Consider the following 18117-nt stretch of genomic DNA (forward strand, 5'->3'; position numbering starts at 1 on the left):
TTTTTTTTTTCAAAGGTAGGATAAAAATAGATAGAGTTATCTATTTTTTTTTGCAGAAGCTGTAAATGTGCATTGAGCAGGATGCGAACAAGCTGTTGGAGAGGATAGTATCGCTGGATTAAAGAAGCGGATTAATCCCGGGATTCTATAAAAAAAGTTATTAATAACGGTTTTTTTATAGGCATCAATCCCGGTACATTAAAATTTTCGCTGAGAAGGTTTATGATTGCCCGGTGCACCACCCGTTTCATCCCTGGTGCTTTCGTCTTCTTTAAGCTCCTCACTTCCAAGCTGCCCAATTTCGAATTCCCTCTTGACTGGATTATCCTTTTCGGGCTCTATGGTCTCAAAGGTTGCATCTTCATCCTCATTGTTCTTTTTAGTATCAATATCAGTTTCAAACCCCTGGGAAGGGTCATTTTCTATAAGATCCTTTTCTATGTCCTTCTCGGTTATGTCTTTTGAATCGCTTTCCGATTCCCGGTCAAGGTTCTCCGAGTCATAAGGGTTGCCCTTTGGACCTGTGCTTTTTGGGACTTTGTTTGGGTTTTGAGAATTACGGTCGTCCTGATCGTAATTTTTCGTTGTATCTGAATTTTTCATTTTATTTTTTTAATTAAATTATTGCTGTGGTTTTTTTAAAGGAGAGTCGCGGGGCAGGTTGGGCGGTATTGGCGTGCTTTCTAGCTTGTCCATTGGCCTACTTGCTCTTTTTTCCTTTTCCTTTGTGCTTTGTCAAATTTAAAAAGGATAGTGATACTTTTTTTACAGAATAATGGTTTGCATTTATAAAATAGCGATCAGGTGATCAGGCAGGTAGGATTAATCGGGTATTAGGTACTGTTTTAATGTAATGACAATCTAAGTAATATTCAATCCAGAGTATATCTCCGACTTTGATTTTGGTATAATCTTTTTCCGTAATTGAAATGGTTTTATTTTTCCCTTCCAAATCAGAATAAATGCTTAGTTCACAAGAATAGGTGTCACTGTCATCGCCTTTAATTGTGATAGTTTCTTTATCGAGAATTTCTAAATTTCCCGTTACCTTTCTTTGTGAAAACAAATTTTTCTTTTATCGTTGCTTTAATTCCTTTTAATGTCACATAAGTCCAAAATCCAAAACATATTATTACCATGAAGAAAGCAAATATTTTGTCGGTCATATATAGTGGTAACGACAGATATCGCTTTATGGAAGATTTTGGCTTTTAATTTCGTAATATTAATGGGGTGAAGACTATTATGGAAATGTTCATTTCATAGTTTTCCATCTGCAGGAATAATTGTGTTTATTTGCAGGAGTGGGGTGATAAATAAGCTATCCTCCGTAGGACTGCCTCGTGATTACTCCGTTAAATTGTGTTGATCGAAAACAAATTTTAATTCATCATTTTGTTTTCCTTTTATAATTAACCAGGATGTAAAATAAAAATCCAATCAACCAAGCACCTATAACAACACTAAAAAAAATCCAAATGATTGACGGATGAAGATAATTTGGCTTGTAAAATAGTCGCTCTAAGGTCATGAATTTTTCCTTCAAAGCCTTCCTGTCATAATTATTTCTGATTTCATTCAGTATCTCACTGTGGTGATTTTTAAAATACACAATGTCTTTAGCGAGATCTTTAGGAACTATATGGGTCTCAATCTTATACTTTTTAAGCAAAGTATCCAGCTTCTGAAAATTAGATACTAGCGAATCGTGTCTGTAATTATAAATTAATTTATACCGCTTTACCTCATTATTATACTTCTGCCTTTGTAATGTAGTGCCTTTAACAGGTAGGAACAAGGTATTATTCATTAAAAATATACAAATATTTTCATCATAATCCGGATTCACTTCCATGCCTTTAAAGATAATCTGTGTGCTATCTTTTATAATATTCTTCTTGATTATCCTACTCAAAAATTCCTCTTTACCAAAATCAACACTATCGAGAATCATGCTCGTTACAGAAGCAACTTTATTTAAATCTGTTGTCAGCATTTTCAAAGTATCAATGCTGTAGTATTTATGTTCTACATGATAATAATCATCTGATATCAATGTACTATCCACAACTTCCATAACCGGGTAGGGTTTCGGGTATAAAATATTCACAGGATTGAATAATTTCTCCGAACTGTAGGAAGTGTAGTTACATAAAAATGGATTTAAAACATTTAACAACGTTTTTTCCTCGTTAAATTTCGCTTCAGATAATTCCGATTTCAGTTTTGCATTCAAACCAAAGCTATAACTTATAAAAAAAGAAAAGCTAAAAAAAGAAATCAGCAGCAACACACCACCAATTTTTGACAACGTCCCCAAAGCATAATTTTGTCTCGAATGATTTTTAAGCAAAAATATAAGGAAGAAAAGCAGAAATAGTCCACTTATAAAAAAGTGAGAAATAGATACGTCATCGTAGAACTTAAACCTATAAAACTCGGTATAGATGTAAATATTTGCAATTCCTTCAAACTTAAAATAGCCATATAAAAAATAGCCTAAATGAATCAATGATAAAATCACAAAAGACCTTATGAAAAACTGCTTTAAATTTTTATCCATGTTTTGTTTTTAAAGATTACTTTCAAATATAGACAATCCATCGTAGATAAGTTTGCGCCTATGCTCTTTATTAATTAATTATAGTCATTCATGATTTACATAGTATAAAATCTATGTTTATTGAAGAACTTTATATTTTGTTTATTATAAGTTTTATCCTATTTTTATTTGCCGATTTTTTCACATAAACAATCTTGATATTTATTGCTAGTAGCTCCAAAGGTGCTACACCAAAAACAATCTCATTGCCCCGAAATTTTGAAGTGAATTATGGTATTAAAACGGCGCGGCCTGTGCAAAAGAAGTGTCCTGAACGCATCAGGGCTGTAGCTAATCACTTGAGAAAAGAGTGAGATGTTTTTCTAAAAAAGTAATAATACTCACCCTACAAAAGGCAGGATTTCGTTGTAAGGCTTTCTCATAATAATACCATACAGCGTAGCTGCAGATTCGAACCTAAACTTCCTAAGCATTCATTTTGCTGAAATTCTATTTTTCTAAATTACGATGTGCCATGATTTTGCCACAAAACTTAGACTGGTGAAATATCACTAAAAACCGCCGTAGTTTTTTGTGGCAGAAAAGGTATCAACTCCAAATAGCTTGTGCCACGATTCTGCCACAAAACTTGGACTGATGAAATATCTTTAAAAAACGTCTTAACTTTTTGTGGCAGAAAAGGTATCCACTCCAAATATTTTGCGCCATGATTCTGCCACAAAACACAAAATGGAGAAAATATACTTAAATATTGCCTTAACTTTTTGTGGCAAAAAAGGTTTTCAACCCATAAATTTTTAATTATAATGTGCAATATAATTATCAATGTTTTGACTAAGCAAATAAATATCACACTAAATTAATTTCCTCTCTTGACGAATGTATTTATTAACTTCTTGACATTTCATCATGTCCTTAGGTTTAATAATTAATTTGTGTCGCTTCTTAAAATTTACTCCAATTTGTAAATGCTCAAATACTCATTAGGTCCTCAATACTGCATAATTGTGAAATATATTTTTATTATAAATTAATCATTTTATTTTCAAGAAGCGTTATTTAATAGCTAATTTTTTAAATATAGTTCTAATTATTAAGATTTATTTTAAATTTTAGCAGGACAGTACAGGATAGTGAGAAAATACTTTATTGTTAAATTTAACAAGTTAAGTTTTGGTAATTAAATCAAAAAATTAATTGGATTTTGTTATATCAATATTTTAGTATCTAATAATATCTATTAATTAAGGTTCTTATTTTTTTTAAGCTAACTACGTTCTCTGCATTTATTATTCACCTTCTAAATATACATACTTTAATATGTTTGAATTCATTTGTAAAAATTTTCGCAATCTAGGGTTTTTAAAGTTGGTTTTGACATCAGTTTTTTTACAGGCACAAGAAATGAAAAAAGACCTGATATTGAAAAAATATATCTTCACACAGATCGCTCATGTTATTTTGTTGGCGAAGATTTATGGTATAAAGCCTATAATGTAAATGCATCAAGTAATATACTTAATTGTGGATATAAAAAATAAAAACCTACTAGACTCAACCTCTAAAAATGAGGAAAAAGTTTCCTTTCTAAAAAATTTAGATTACACCAATACTATAGAAACAGCTATATCAATTAATTGGATTTTTCTTTTAATTGTCATTGCTTCAGGTCTTGTTAATAGTGAATATTTTTATAATCCTATTACTATCGCTTATTATGGATTGTATGTTTTCACATTCCTTTTTGCAGTGATTTATACTTGTTGTAACTTAACTAATAATAGTATCACATTTAAAACACCAGTTCTTTTATTTGGGTTATGGTGTTTCTATATTCTCGCTCATTATTTTACCAATACAGCTACACTCGCTATTAGCATTTACAGTATTGCTCTTTATTTTTTGCTTCTTAAAGCAAGCTCACTGTTTAGTAATCCAGGTTTTAATTTCAAACTTTTTTTTATTGGAATTGTAGGGATTACCACTTTAGAATCTCTATACTGCCTTTTTCAATTTTTTGGTTTATTGAAAAGCCATAACATGCTTTTTGCAGTTACAGGCAGTTGGAATAATCCGAATGTTACCGCTATATTTTTAGCACTTACAGTACCTGTGTTCTTGTTTTTATTTAAAAGTAAATACAAAAAGATAGTGTTGATTGGCTTCATTCTATTACTAATTACATTGTTATTACTTAAATGTAGAGCGGCTTTTATAGGGACTGTACTGTCTGTAATGGTTTTCTATGGTTTTGAATATCGAATAATCGACTGGATCAAAAACAAGAAAAACAGAACTTCTGCCAAAGCCTTATTGATTATAGGTTTATTGATTATCATTCCTGTAACTTCTCATTTGTATAACGCTAAAAAAGCTTCGGCTGACGGAAGAAAATTCATTTGGAAAGTGTCTGCTATTATGGCAACTGAAAAACCAATAACGGGTTATGGCTATGGCTATTTTGAAAAAGAATATAATTTATATCAGGCTAACTATATCCAAAAAGGAAAAGCTACACATGAGGAATTAGAGAATGCCGGTCCTGTAATAATGCCACATAATGAACTGCTTCATAATGCAGTTGAAGGAGGGAGTATTGGATTAGTACTAATTGTTCTGTTTTTTGGCTCACTTCTAATTACTGTAAAAGAGAAAAATAGAACATATCGGAATGAACTTATTCTTCAGGGCAATGTTGAAATTATTTCAAAAACAGAAAATAGTCATTTCAATTTAAGTTATGCCGGAATTGTAGCTTTTATAGGGATGTCTATGGTTAATTCTACCATTCAAATCGTTCCGGTAATGTGTATGATGATCATTTATGCATCTATTATTTGCAGTACACTAAAACCATTACAGCTTCCTGTAAAATTTTCTTTTATTGAAAAAAGTAAAGCTATTTCAGTAGTGTATAAAAGTTTAATTATTTCTAGCAGTTTTTATTTATTATACCTCCTTTTTGGAATTGCTGTAGCTGATAGACAAAACAAAAAAGCAAAACTTCTAAAAGAGGCTGGACATTTTGAACAAGCCTTGAAAATTATGCCTGATTTAAAACTGCACTTAAAAGAAAATAGTGATTATTGGAAAAACTATGGTCTTCTATATTTTAAAACACAAAATTTTCAGCAAGCTATGACTTGCTTCAAAAGAGCACAAACCTTAAGCTCTTTGCCAGAAGTATATCTGGGGGCTGGCAAAAGCTATGAAAAGCTACAACAATACCCACAAGCCATTCAAGAGTACGAAACACTTATTGCTTTATACCCTTCCAAATTCTCCTATCGAATGATGTTATTGGAAGCCTATTTGAAAAATAAAAATAATGTTACAGCGATTGCATTAGCCCAGGAAATAATACAAATCAAACCGAAAACACCTTCTGAAAAAGTTAATCAGTATAAAAAAATGTGTCGGGTTTTATTGAAAAAGTTAACAATCCAAGAAACAAGTAGAAAACAGTTCAATAGTAATGACAACATCAAATTCAAATCTTTTAATTAAAATGCGACACTATCTTAAAAATCTCTTCTTCATAATTCCTTTTTTAGCACAAGCACAATATCCTGTTCCTGTTGAAACAGTATTGAAAAAAGCAGGAAGCAATAGAATGGAATTAGAAAAAGCCATCGAATACTGCAAGAAAAGTAAAGATTCTTTAAAAGTTAAAGCCATTTATTTTTTGATTGCCAATATGGACATACATTCATCATCCGATTATTATTGGGAAGATGCTACTGGCAAAAAAATAGACTATAATGAATTGGACTATCCTGATTTTACGCAGGCGAAAACAGCTTTTGAAACTCTTAAAGAACAAAATTCGCGATTACACCCAACAGCGGTACTCTATCAAGACATCGAAACCATAAAAGGGGACTATTTGATAGAAAATCTTGAAAAAGCTTTTGTAGCCTGGCGGACTTCTGCAATAAAGAATATTTCATTTGATGATTTCTGCGAATATATCCTCCCGTATCGGATAAGTGAAGAACCTATACAGCAGTGGCGCACAACATACAACGAAAAATTCAAGTGGATTAAAGAGCAGATCCCTTCCAAAGGGTTCAAAACCGTTTTGTATTCGGTAAAAGACAATTATGAAACATGGTTTACCAACTGGGGAGAACCTCGCAAAGAACCACTGCCAAAACTTGGGAGTATGCAACTATTATTTAGAAAACTAGGTTCGTGTGCAGATATTGCCAATTTAGGAGTATTTACTATGCGTTCACAAGGAGTTCCAGCTACAGTAAATGTTATTCCTTTCTGGGCTACAGCTACAGGAGGACATTTTATGAATACCTTCTTTGATGATGCAATGCACCCTGTTAACTGTGATTTTGGACCTAAAGATTACATTACAAATATAATAAGAGAGCCAGCTAAAGTCCTGCGTTTGACCTATTCAAGGCAACCTGAAACATTAGCTAGTTTGGAAGATAAAAACAAAATTCCTAAAGGTATATTACAACAACAAAACTACATTGATGTAACCCCCGATTACTGGAAATCTACCGATGTAAAATGCTCATTATATCCAACAAGTAATACCGCTAAAGTTGTGTATGCCACGACATTTAACGGACTTGCCTGGAAGCCCTTTTGGTGGGGTAAAATCGAAAAAGGGCAAGCTTCTTTTAAAGCAATATGCAAAGAAACGGTTTTGATTCCGCAATATTATACGAATGGAAAATTGATTCCTGCTGGTGCTCCAGTTATCGTTGGCGATGAAGGATCTCAAGAATTACTTCCTAATCTGGCACAAACCCGGGATATAAGCATCGTCGAAGCCGATAAATACCTCAAATTTAAAATGGGCGTAACCTACAAACTATTCTATTGGAGTAACGGCTGGAAACTTGTCGACAGCCGAGAAGTAACAACTACTACAACATCAATGCTTTTTACCAAAGTTCCTAAAAATGCTTTGCTGCTTTTCTTGGCAAGTGATACCAAGGGACTCGAACGCCCCTTTGTAATGGATGACAGTGGAGTGAGGACGTATTATTAAAAAAATAGCAATGAAACAAATACTGATTACAATTTAAAATATACAAACATGAAAAAATTAGTCCTACTACTCTGCCTACCTTTTATAAGTCAGGCTCAACTGAGTTCAAACTTGAGCAAAAAATTTCCCGCACACATTATTTATGCAATCGGAGATGTTGCCTCAAAAGTAAAACTAACGGAAGACCAACAAATAAAAATAGGTCTAAAACTATTCACTAGTGATAGTTTGGCCAACATTAGTTTGAAAAAAGGGGAGGCTATTGAAAAACTAAAATCCTATTATACGGTTGATACTAATTTCTTAAAATCCATTTTATCCGCAACAGAACTGGACAGTTATGGCTATGAAATAAATAAAGACAATAGGTTTTTGGCCGCTTTGAATTTTGCGTCTGAATTGAAACTAGATCCTACTCAAATCAGCAAAATAAGGCATCAAAACGACTCCATTACTTCGACTAAGCAAATATCTTCGAAAGAAACTATTCGGATTTACAACCAAAAACTTAACAATATTTTGGCTAAAGACCAATATGTATCACTGTTGAAAATAATCTATAAAGAGAAATCGATAGAAGATGCCAATAAAGACTGGGTAAAAATAAAACAACTCCAACTCATAGCTGATGAGAATGACATAACCGACTACAATAAGATTATTAGTTATCATATAGCCAAAAATAGCTATTTAGATGAAAAAGCAGAAAGATATGACAAACCAACAAGGGAGCGTTTGATAAACAAAATTAGTGTTATGCAGCCATCAATTTTAATACATTCTTACATACTATCTGATGAAAGTTATTTAGACAATACTTACTCCTCGATTATAAAGTATGAAAAAGCGCTCCAACTCACAAAAACACAAACAGATACTGTCTTGAAAAAATATTCACAACTCGAAAAGATAAAATTAGAAAACAAAGAGAACGAATTAAGCCTTAATACACCTGTAACAGTACCGTCAGAATATGAGAGCATTGCCGAAATATTAACCCCCAACCAAGTAGATATTTGGCTAATACATAAAAACCAAAAAGCAGCTACTAAAAAAGCAATCGAAAGCTGGAACAAACTCAACAAAGAAGGACTTACTCAAAATCCAGACAAAGAAAACGATATTAAAACATTTATAAATTACCACTTAAGCTACCAAATTGCTATGGAGAAAATTAAAATATACAATACACAAGAATCCATTTTGTCAAAACGTGCTATTGATGAGAAAAAACCCGAATTATTGAAACAGCTTGATGCGTTAAATAGAAATAAAAATAAAAATGCAACTCTCAAAAATGCGCTTACGTGGTAATTTTTCCATTAACTCGCAAAAAAAAAATCAATTAACTACCAAATACAAATAAAATGAAAAAAACTACAAAAAAAGGAGTATTCTTATTGCTGCTTCTAGGCAGCATGTTGGGTCATTCGCAAGAGTCCCCAGATACGAATACAGAGTTATTTAAGGCCCGACTGCAACTTGTAAAAGGCAGTAAAACTTACAATCCCGAGGCAGGACTTACTACCTACAAGCAACTAGCGCAACAAGGCAATGCCGCAGCCATGAATGGACTCGGTTTATTGTACAGCAAAGGAATAGGAGTTGAAGTAAACGAAAAAGAAAGCATTCTTTGGTTCGAAAAAGCAGGTGAAAATGGCTATGCTAAAGCTTGGTACAATTTAGGGTTGTTATACAAGGAAGGTGTTGGCACTAATGTAAACCTTGAAAAAGCAGTAGCTTGTTTTGAGAAAGCAGCAAAAGGAGGTTATGACCGTGCCTGGAACACTTGGGGAGGTATGGTAATGCATGGCAAAGGTGCGCTACAAGATTATCCTTTGGCTATTAGTATTTTCCAGCAAGGAGCAGACAAAGGCAACGGATATTGCTTGTACTCTTTAGGTTATTTGCATTACAAAGGGTTCGGCTTCACGCAGGATTATGCCAAAGCCATGCAACTGTTTGAAACAGCCTCTCAAAAAGGAAGTAGTGCTGCTATGTATATGTTAGGCTTGTGTTACCGCAACGGTTATGGAACAGCTATAGATACCGAGAAAGCTAAATACTGGCTTAACAAATCAGCTGCATTGGGCTTTAAAAAATCTGAAATAGAATTGGCTGAACCAGAAGCAGAAAACGCTAACCCCAACCAAGTGAAAACGGTTTCAAAAGCCATTCCGGAAGTAATAAACATTACCGAAACAAATGCCCCCGAAACTTTCCAAAAGGTAAAACAAACTCCTATTACCAATAACATTTCAGGCAATTACACAGGACACTTATTGCGCTACGACTTTAGCGGACAAAATATCATTAGCAAAACAGCCATACAAGTCGAACTGAAACAAAATGAGAAAGAACTTATAGGCGAATGGCGTGAAACCGCAGGAGATACAGTAGCTTTCTCTGCTAAAATAGAGGATGATGCTATTGTCTTTCAGGACTCTAAAATAGAACGTTTTGATCATTATCATAAGGACAAACCATCCACTTATGAATTTAAAAAAGCACAATTACAAATCATAGAATCAGAAGAATCCTTGTTTGTCGTGGGAAACTTACAACTGTATAACACTAACATTAGAGAAAATGAAAAACCTATGTATATTATCATGGAGAAAAAACAAGAAAAAACTAGCGAAGTGTCAGAAGTAATTTCTTCGGTTGTTATATACCCCAACCCAGTTGTAACGGATCTTAACCTCAGTTTCAACCTCAGCAAAGACATTGACGTAACTTTGAGCATCTACTACATTACCGGTAGAGAACTCTACAGGGAGCAATGGACTAGTTTAACAGCGGGACAACAAACCAAAACCCTGGCACTAAACGCACCTCCAGGCTACTACATCTTGCGTCTAACCTATGGCTCCGAAGTAAAAACAACTCTTTTAATCAAAAAATAAGAACCGATGAAAAAATATTATATATTAGCCTTTACGTTCTTATGCTTATTAACGGGGCAGAATAGTTATTCGCAGGATTGGGCTGACTTCGATGATTTTTTACAAGAAGTTAATGATGCTGGAGGAGAAGTTAACTACCATACAACTATTGAAAGCTTCATAGGTTATTTAAACAACGACTCGAATCCATATAACGATTTAGAAATGTACACTTACGTAGATTCAGATCTTGTAGGGACAAACGTTACAGACTGGAGAACTGGAACAGTAGGGCCTTATGTATCAACAACGACTATTTTACAGGTATCTCCACCAATAGATTATCCTGAGTTATATAATATGTATGGACAAAACTCTGGTGATGAGTTTGCAAATTCTTGTAATTATTTTCCCGACTCTTGTGGTACCGTGGGCGGGTCAGGTGAAACAATAACCCCGGGAGTACTGCTTGATGATATAAACGCAACTTATTCTGAATACACTATAAACATTACTTCTTATAATTTTGAACCCGGTAAAAATAATATTTTTAACGAAAATGGAAGACCTTTACGTTCAGGAGATACGGGAAATTCAGTACTGATAGAGATTAACGGTGTTTTGTACAAACCCTCGCAATTAGCTAGAACACAAGGCTCAATTGCTGCTCTGAATAAAATAGCTGCTTTTTATGCCCAATCAAAAGGGTATTCAGGTGTGGTAACAACAATAAATCTCCTAGGAGATAAGGGAGGAGATGATGTGGCTTTTTATGGAAATGGAGTTTTGACCATTAGAAGTGCGGCTTTTGCTGCTGGAAAATTTGATAATGTACATGATTTTAAATCGGTCATAACCCACGAAGTTTTGCATTGGAAAGACCCCAGAAATGATGCGCCTAACTATACGTCTATGGATCATGCAAATATTTATTTAAAAGAAGCATCAGATCCTGAATTCAATAAAACTTCGATTAACTATAAACTTAATAATGCAAACCAATATATGGTTAGAGTTTTAAATGCTGCAAGAGCAAATGTGGTAGGCATGAATAACGCTGGTGTAATTGCTGCAATTAATAAATACAACAATGAAAATGTGGGAGGTATACAGATATATGATTTCCTTTTTTCATCGGCTGGATTTGACAAATTAACATTTTCAACAAGAATAAACGGTATACCGTATGATAATAAATATGAATATGAAGAACTTAACAGCCCTAGAGATTAAAAAATATGTAGTATTGATGATTTTTTGTTTGACATCATGTCATAATAAACAAAATGAAATTACCAAAATACTAACCAACGATAGTATTCAGTATTGGAATGTATCTGAACCTAAAGACAATCGACCAATTTATTACAATTCATATAGCTTTTCAAAGACAGGCATTTATGAAACATATAACATAAACATTGATGGTATTCGTAAAATAAGAGCTGTTGATACTATTCCAGATAAATATGGTATTTATAACAAATGGCATTTTATTAATGATAGTGTTATTAATATGGGAGGATTTGAAATGAAAATTGTTAATTATTCTCGAGACTCAGTCGTTTTAAAAGCTAAGAATGGTGATCGTTTTTCACTTTATCGTGTAATTGGACCTTTTAGAGTTGATCCTAAAAGTATAAAAAAACGAGATTCATTAATTACTGTATTTGCACAAGCAAGATTAATAGATAAAGGAGCCATATCTGTAACCGATACAATTAAATAGTGCGTTTATCACGTATGAATAGTCTTTCGTAATTTTCTATATACTTAACTAAAACCCTGTCGGCATGTATAAATGCTAACAGGGTTTTAACAATAAATCAATCGCTCGAAACTGATAAACATCCTCGTAACGGATAGCACAGAATTGCATTTGTGCTCATTACGAAAAACTAAGATAAACATTTTAAAAAAAGCTACATCCGTTAAAATGGTAAAGCTTTTACTTTAAACAAACATGATGAAAAATTTACGGTTTTTGTATATTTAATTGTGTGTGGCTTTGGTTACTCTACACAAACGTAAGAGATTCTTACTTGATGCTAGTCAATAATATGTATTAAAACTATAAGGGGAGTTAAGTCATAAAGAGATAATAATGAATATAAAAACAGATAAAATATTAAAGTAAATATGATAACAAGAATTCGCTTAATTATACCAGGTTTATTGCTTGTAACAGTGGTGCAAGCACAAAGCGTTGTTCAATCTAACGATACACGTATATCTCTCGATTCAATAGATATAAATGTAGAGTCAAAAGAAAGTTCACTTGTAGATAAAAATGCTGTGAAGACAGAAATGAGCAAAGTATTTTATGAAAATGCCAAACGTGCTGGCCTTTCGCAAGAGAAGACAAATGAACTGCTAAAAATAATGCAAGAGCGCAATGAAAGTTTAAAATACTTGGATATATGGAAGGAACAATATGATGATAGCTACACTTTAGAAGATAGAGGTACCCTATATAATTTCAAGGCTAATGCATATCGAAATCTATATGCTAAAAAAATTAACAACTTACTTACCTATCAGGAGTATTGTTATTTTATAGTTGATGAATATAGAGAGGTGGCAAATGAAAATTCAAAATTAGAATATCAACAATTGTTAAAAAGTAATCCAAGCCTGAGTAAAGAGCAAAAAATCGAATTGTATGACTTAATTTATAACTATCATCTAAATGAGCGTTTAACAAAGATTTATCTTAGTTTTGATAGAACACTACAAAACCCCAGATTAGGTGTATTAAGAGTGAATTTTGAAAAAGATTTTGCGAAAATGTGCAAGAAATTCAACATAAAAACGACAGATCCTAAAGAAACTAAAAATAATAATTTCAAACGTAATTAATCTGGTATAAGACATTAATAAGCAAAAACCTGTTAGTATTCCAGTAGTTTTTTTTATTAAATTTATATTAACGAATTATCAATGCTCTAAAAAAGTTTCTAAAAAGTTTCGAACCTAAATAGCTTAACCATTGTTTTTGTTGATTATCTGGTTTTCAAAAATACAATGTGCCACGATCCTGCCACAAAAATTAAACTACAAGATTTAAACATATTTAATTACTATTTTGTAGTGGGAAGTATTCAAATATCTAACCAGTTAATTGAAGATTATTATAGTACTATTCCAAGTGCATCTTAATATTTTTTAATAACTATCACATAAAGTTACCCAAAATTGATAGCTTTGTGTAGGTTGTCACACATATTAGCAAGTTGTACAGCATTTAAGAAATGACATTAACAGATAAAGAAATACAAACTGATTACAAAAATCGAATTAACCGAGTTTTTGAGTTTATTGACCAAAACTTGGAATCGGACTTATCGTTAAATGCAGTTTCGGAAATTGCTTTTTTCTCACCATTTCATTTTCATCGAGTTTTCAAATTTGTTACCCAAGAAACTCTGCATGAATACGTAAAACGAAGAAGAATAGAAAAATCAGCATCTGATTTGTTACATAAGAACATAACAGCAACTGAAATAGCACATAAATATGGATTTAGTGATAATTCTTCCTATTCCAGAGCATTTAAAAAGCATTTTGGAGTAAGCCCGACTGAATTTAAAAACCAAAATCCAAATAGATTTAGCAAGATTCGTCAACTTAAAAGCAAGAATGGACAAGAATATCCTGATTATGAAAAATACATTTGCGTCATTAATAATCTTAAAAATTGGATAAAAATGAACGCAAAAATTGAAATTAAAGAAATGTCAAAAATGGATTTGGCTTATGTATCAAGCATTGGTCCTCATAACCTTGAAAATGCCTATGGAAAATTAATGCAATGGGCAACACCAAAAGGATTAATAAAGGACCAAACAAAAATGATAACGGTTTATCACGACAGTTTTAAAGTTACTGAATCCGACAAAGTAAGGATGAGTGCTTCGATTTTACTTGACAAGGCAGTGGAAACAAATGGAGAGGTTGGAGTGACAACAATAGAAGCTGGAAAATTTATCGTTGGAAGTTTTGAAATTGGATTAAAGGAATTTGAAAAGTCGTGGACTGGATTATTCGTCTGGATGAACGAAAATGGATATAAGAAAGCTGACAGAGAGCCTTTTGAAATTTATCATAATAATTTTAATGAACATCCTGAAAAGAAATCTATTGTTGACCTTTGCATACCAATTGAATAAAAAACGCTGTACAACAATGGTCATAAGTAATTGATTGTTTTCGCACCGCTCCCGCACGAATCCTTTCGTGTGACACAAAGTTAATCTACAAAAAAAAATAAAACTATAACAAAAAAAGCTTCAGAGAAATCTGAAGCTTTTGTGCTAGTAGAGGGAACAGGATTCGAACCTGTTAACGAAAAAAACAACTAAAATAAAAATAGCGTAATACAGTTTCGAACCTAAACTCGCCAGGCCTTGGTTTTGCCCGGTTTGTGTTTTTCAATATACCCATGTGACACGATTCTGCCGCAAAACTTAAAGCGGTGAAATATCTTTAAAAAACACCTAAAATTTTTGCGACAAAAAAAATAGCTGCCCGTGAGATAAAGAATCCAGGTTTCTCATAAAAACAGCTCTGCTGTCTTTTACTGAGAATTTGAGTAAACTCTTAAAGGGTGAAATAAATGATGCTCTTCTGATTCTATTTCTCTTTGGAAGATAATTTATATAACCGTAATCATTCAGGTCTCCGGTACATCTATGATAGGTCACAGGGCCGCTTATTTTAGCTATCTTCATAATCTCATGCCCATAGGCTTTAATAGGATTCGTATAACATGCAGCAGTTCTGAACTGCAGCAGTGCGGCAAAAAATCCAATAGTGGTGATGCTGATACGCTGGTCTTTTTCTATTGCTTTGAAGAATCGCGTTAAAGGGTTCAGCTGGTCCATTACGCTTGTTGTTTACTTGTGTTTTTTTTCTGAAACGGCGCCAATAGGTTTTTTTTTTAGGAGCTATTCCCGCTATCCGTTCCAATCTTTTGTGCCAAACACCTGCACAAAAGGATTTCCACTGCTATCGGGGCTAGGGCTGCTGATCAGCCCTGTTTTGTGTTGGAGAACTGCACATTGCAACCCAATTGTTGTACTTGTAATCAATACTCAATTTTTGTTTTTAAAATACCATAAGCCACAATTCTGGTTCTGTCGCATCTAAAGCTAAGTTTTATCTTTGCCTTTTTGATTCTTAAACTCATCAATACTAAAGGTCATTGCTATCCGAAGTCAATTATACTGCAGGCCGTATATTTTAAGCTTAGGTTTACATTAAGCTATCGGGATGTTGAAGAGATCATGAAAATGCGAGGAGTTTCTGTTGATCATACTGCTATTCAGCGCTGGGTTTTTAAGTTTAGACCTTTGCTTGAGTCAGAGATGAAGAAGAGAAAAGGCAGAGTGGGGGCGAGTTGGAGATTAGATGAAACCTATATCAAAGTAAAAGGCATTTGGTGTTATTTATATCAAGCGACAGATAAATTGGGCAATACAGTAGACTTTCTTTTGACCAGAAAAAGACAGAGAATGAGTGCTTGGTCATTTCTAATTAAAGCAATTAATAATAACTACAAGCCAAGAGTAATAAATATTGATAAAAGCGGTTCAAATACTACCGCTATCAAAGTCTATAACAAGCGTTCATTCTCAAAGATTAAAATCCGACAGTGTAAATATGGCAACAATATTGTAGAACAGGACCATCTTTTTATCAAGTGGCGCATACAAAACGGATTAGGTTTTAAAAGTTTTGAATCGGCCAGACGAACCTTGAGCGGAATTCAAGTTGTAGATATGCTGAGAAAGAACCAGATGATTGGACCAGGGATAACTATGTTTAAATCATTCTGTAAAGTGGCGGGCTAACTTTTAAATGACTTAAATTTTTATATTTGATTCTGGCAGATGCGACAGAACCCATAGAGCAAAAGTGAAATTTTAGTTTAAAGAAAACATACGTTTATTAAAATGAAGTTTAAATTATGAAATATTTAAAAGGCATACTAAAGATGCTTCCAAATTAAATTTTAAATTTACTGGCTGAAACAAAATTAAGAAAGTTAATTACTTATCTCAATATGTTCACATGAAAGTTACTCGCCCATTTTAATGAAGAACTTAAACATATAAATGTACATACAATTAGAAGAATATTTTAAAACAAGAACTGAAATTGACGATAAGACACTTTCTCATATCTCTTCCTACTTTAAAATTAAAAAGACCAAAAGGAACGAATTTCTGTTGGAAGAAGGCGCAATTTGCAAACATTTCTTCTTTGTAAATAAGGGTTGTATACGACTTTTCAACATTAACAACAATGGAGAAGAAGGAACGAGATATTTTCATTTTGAGGATTCTTTTGGAACCGCGTTACCAAGTCTCATCAATCAAACAGCGTCGTACGAATTTATGCAGACTATTGAACCTTCGGAATTGTTGGTTATAGAACGTGACGACTACTTTCATTTGGTTGAAACTGTTCCACAGTTTGCTTTTATTTACAGAGAAATTCTGGAATCAGCATACCTAAAGTCTCAGGAACGTATTTATTGTTTTCAAAGTTTAGAAGCCATAGAAAAAGTTCGTTGGGTTTTGACAAATCAATCAAAATGGTTGACAAGAATATCAAATAAAATGGTTGCATCTTATTTAGGACTTACCCCTCAAACATTAAGCAGATTAAAATCAAAGCTGTAAAAATGTGAACATAGGACAATGTTTACAAAAAATACTCTGGTCATCTTTGTACTTCAACAAACAATAAAAAAGTTCAAATATGATTTTAGTAACTACGCCGACAGGCAACACAGGCTCAATGATTCTACGACAATTAATAGAGCAAGGACAACAGGTCAGAATTTTTGTCAGAGATCCCGAAAAAATATCAGCTGACATTTTAGAAAAAGTAGAAGTTTCAACCGGCTCTCTACTTAATGAATCTGAATTTACAGAAGCATTGCAAGGATGCGACACGCTCTATTTTTGTGTACCTCAGAGCAACACGCAAGAAGATGTAAATGCCTACTACGAAAGCTTTGCTAACGTAGCTTCAAACGCAATTAAAAATGCAGGCACAGAAAGAGTTGTTTATTTGTCAAGCGGTGGGAAGGAAAGCAATTTGCAGGCAGGTCTTATAACAGCACTCCATAAAGGTGAAGATATCATCAATCAGTCAGGTGCATCAGTCAGGGCATTGCGCTGCCCTGTATTTTACGAAAGCATTTTGTATCAAATTACATCATTAAAAAAAACGGGAATGTTCTTTTTGCCCATCGACGGAAATTACAAAATGCCACAAGTTGCGGTAAAAGACATTGCGTCGAAAGCTGTAGAACTTCTAATTGATAAAACCTGGGCAGGTGTAGAAGGATATGCGATTCAGGGTCCGAAAGATATCAGCTATAGCGACATTGCAATTCAACTGAGTGAATTGACAGGCAAACCGATCCGTTTTCAGCAGGTTTCAAATGAAGACTATATTAAAACACTATTAGGACAACACCATACATCGGAAGCATTTGCATTCTCTTTAACTGAAATGCTGACGGCAATTGGTAATGGCCTGTATGATGCTGAGCCGAGAACAGATGATACTACGACAACAATTAAGGACTGGATGATTGAAAATGTAGTTGATAAAATAAAATAAGGTTGAACAAAGAA

Annotated in this window: 15 protein-coding genes; 11 read left to right on the forward strand and 4 right to left on the reverse strand. The window is 33.3% G+C overall.

Translation table 11 applies throughout. From position 1 onward, the window contains the following. Nucleotides 1–198 precede the first annotated feature (198 nt). The 3 genes from RT99_RS13475 to RT99_RS13485 all read right to left on the reverse strand — a co-directional run bounded on the left by RT99_RS13475 (nucleotide 199) and on the right by RT99_RS13485 (nucleotide 2563). The gene (locus RT99_RS13475; RefSeq protein WP_042565281.1) at nucleotides 199–603 is read right to left on the reverse strand and encodes a hypothetical protein; all 405 of its coding nucleotides are present in this window, start codon (nucleotides 601–603) and stop codon (nucleotides 199–201) included. A gap of 205 nt (nucleotides 604–808) precedes the next feature. Continuing rightward, nucleotides 809–1066 (reverse strand): hypothetical protein, encoded by a 258-nt coding sequence (locus tag RT99_RS13480; RefSeq protein WP_042565282.1) that lies wholly within the window; start codon nucleotides 1064–1066, stop codon nucleotides 809–811. A 324-nt stretch (nucleotides 1067–1390) separates the two neighbouring features. Then, nucleotides 1391–2563: a hypothetical protein gene (locus RT99_RS13485; RefSeq protein ID WP_042565283.1), complete on the reverse strand. Its 1173-nt coding sequence runs from the start codon at nucleotides 2561–2563 to the stop codon at nucleotides 1391–1393. A gap of 1500 nt (nucleotides 2564–4063) precedes the next feature. Between RT99_RS13485 and RT99_RS13500 the strand changes: the two genes are divergently transcribed. From RT99_RS13500 to RT99_RS13535, 8 genes are all read left to right on the forward strand, one after another. Continuing rightward, nucleotides 4064–6070 (forward strand): O-antigen ligase family protein, encoded by a 2007-nt coding sequence (locus tag RT99_RS13500; protein ID WP_042565286.1) that lies wholly within the window; start codon nucleotides 4064–4066, stop codon nucleotides 6068–6070. 1 nt (nucleotide 6071) lies between these two features. Further along, the gene (locus RT99_RS13505) at nucleotides 6072–7580 is read left to right on the forward strand and encodes a transglutaminase-like domain-containing protein (protein WP_042565449.1); all 1509 of its coding nucleotides are present in this window, start codon (nucleotides 6072–6074) and stop codon (nucleotides 7578–7580) included. 48 nt (nucleotides 7581–7628) lie between these two features. Continuing rightward, entirely contained in the window at nucleotides 7629–8894 is a 1266-nt protein-coding gene (locus RT99_RS13510) for a hypothetical protein (RefSeq protein ID WP_042565287.1), read from the forward strand. A 53-nt stretch (nucleotides 8895–8947) separates the two neighbouring features. Next, on the forward strand, nucleotides 8948–10486 hold the full coding sequence (locus RT99_RS24720) for a T9SS type A sorting domain-containing protein (RefSeq protein ID WP_052483673.1): 1539 nt from the start codon (nucleotides 8948–8950) through the stop codon (nucleotides 10484–10486). A gap of 204 nt (nucleotides 10487–10690) precedes the next feature. Continuing rightward, nucleotides 10691–11698: a hypothetical protein gene (locus tag RT99_RS13520; RefSeq protein WP_165587202.1), complete on the forward strand. Its 1008-nt coding sequence runs from the start codon at nucleotides 10691–10693 to the stop codon at nucleotides 11696–11698. Then, nucleotides 11670–12194, forward strand: coding sequence for a hypothetical protein (locus tag RT99_RS13525; protein ID WP_131494917.1), 525 nt, complete (start codon nucleotides 11670–11672; stop codon nucleotides 12192–12194). Before RT99_RS13520 ends, RT99_RS13525 begins: the two co-directional genes overlap by 29 nt. A 410-nt stretch (nucleotides 12195–12604) precedes the next feature. Further along, nucleotides 12605–13324, forward strand: a complete 720-nt coding sequence (locus RT99_RS13530) for a hypothetical protein (protein WP_042565290.1) — start codon at nucleotides 12605–12607, stop codon at nucleotides 13322–13324. Between the two features lie 392 nt (nucleotides 13325–13716). Next, on the forward strand, nucleotides 13717–14634 hold the full coding sequence (locus tag RT99_RS13535) for a GyrI-like domain-containing protein (protein WP_042565291.1): 918 nt from the start codon (nucleotides 13717–13719) through the stop codon (nucleotides 14632–14634). A 327-nt stretch (nucleotides 14635–14961) separates the two neighbouring features. On the opposite strand, the gene RT99_RS13540 is transcribed toward RT99_RS13535, so the two are convergent. Then, entirely contained in the window at nucleotides 14962–15348 is a 387-nt protein-coding gene (locus tag RT99_RS13540) for a hypothetical protein (protein WP_371198030.1), read from the reverse strand. 288 nt (nucleotides 15349–15636) lie between these two features. On the opposite strand from RT99_RS13540, the gene RT99_RS13545 reads away from it, so the two are divergent. From RT99_RS13545 to RT99_RS13555, 3 genes are all read left to right on the forward strand, one after another. Then, nucleotides 15637–16317, forward strand: a complete 681-nt coding sequence (locus RT99_RS13545; RefSeq protein ID WP_207384893.1) for an IS6 family transposase — start codon at nucleotides 15637–15639, stop codon at nucleotides 16315–16317. Between the two features lie 264 nt (nucleotides 16318–16581). Then, on the forward strand, nucleotides 16582–17151 hold the full coding sequence (locus RT99_RS13550) for a Crp/Fnr family transcriptional regulator (protein ID WP_052483674.1): 570 nt from the start codon (nucleotides 16582–16584) through the stop codon (nucleotides 17149–17151). Between the two features lie 79 nt (nucleotides 17152–17230). After that, the gene (locus tag RT99_RS13555) at nucleotides 17231–18103 is read left to right on the forward strand and encodes an NAD(P)H-binding protein (RefSeq protein WP_042565293.1); all 873 of its coding nucleotides are present in this window, start codon (nucleotides 17231–17233) and stop codon (nucleotides 18101–18103) included. Nucleotides 18104–18117 lie beyond the last annotated feature (14 nt).

It is taken from the genome of Flavobacterium sp. MEB061 (assembly GCF_000834715.1).
GTDB lineage: Bacteria > Bacteroidota > Bacteroidia > Flavobacteriales > Flavobacteriaceae > Flavobacterium > Flavobacterium pectinovorum.

Coding starts and splice junctions, on each gene's coding strand:
- RT99_RS13485 (WP_042565283.1), bottom strand. CDS start 2,563: ATGGATAAAAATTTAAAGCAGTTTTTCATAAGGTCTTTTGTGATTTTA.
- RT99_RS13520 (WP_165587202.1), top strand. CDS start 10,691: ATGTACACTTACGTAGATTCAGATCTTGTAGGGACAAACGTTACAGAC.
- RT99_RS13555 (WP_042565293.1), top strand. CDS start 17,231: ATGATTTTAGTAACTACGCCGACAGGCAACACAGGCTCAATGATTCTA.
- RT99_RS13550 (WP_052483674.1), top strand. CDS start 16,582: ATGTACATACAATTAGAAGAATATTTTAAAACAAGAACTGAAATTGAC.
- RT99_RS13475 (WP_042565281.1), bottom strand. CDS start 603: ATGAAAAATTCAGATACAACGAAAAATTACGATCAGGACGACCGTAAT.
- RT99_RS13525 (WP_131494917.1), top strand. CDS start 11,670: ATGAAGAACTTAACAGCCCTAGAGATTAAAAAATATGTAGTATTGATG.
- RT99_RS13500 (WP_042565286.1), top strand. CDS start 4,064: ATGCATCAAGTAATATACTTAATTGTGGATATAAAAAATAAAAACCTA.
- RT99_RS13535 (WP_042565291.1), top strand. CDS start 13,717: ATGACATTAACAGATAAAGAAATACAAACTGATTACAAAAATCGAATT.
- RT99_RS24720 (WP_052483673.1), top strand. CDS start 8,948: ATGAAAAAAACTACAAAAAAAGGAGTATTCTTATTGCTGCTTCTAGGC.
- RT99_RS13505 (WP_042565449.1), top strand. CDS start 6,072: ATGCGACACTATCTTAAAAATCTCTTCTTCATAATTCCTTTTTTAGCA.
- RT99_RS13510 (WP_042565287.1), top strand. CDS start 7,629: ATGAAAAAATTAGTCCTACTACTCTGCCTACCTTTTATAAGTCAGGCT.
- RT99_RS13530 (WP_042565290.1), top strand. CDS start 12,605: ATGATAACAAGAATTCGCTTAATTATACCAGGTTTATTGCTTGTAACA.
- RT99_RS13540 (WP_371198030.1), bottom strand. CDS start 15,348: ATGGACCAGCTGAACCCTTTAACGCGATTCTTCAAAGCAATAGAAAAA.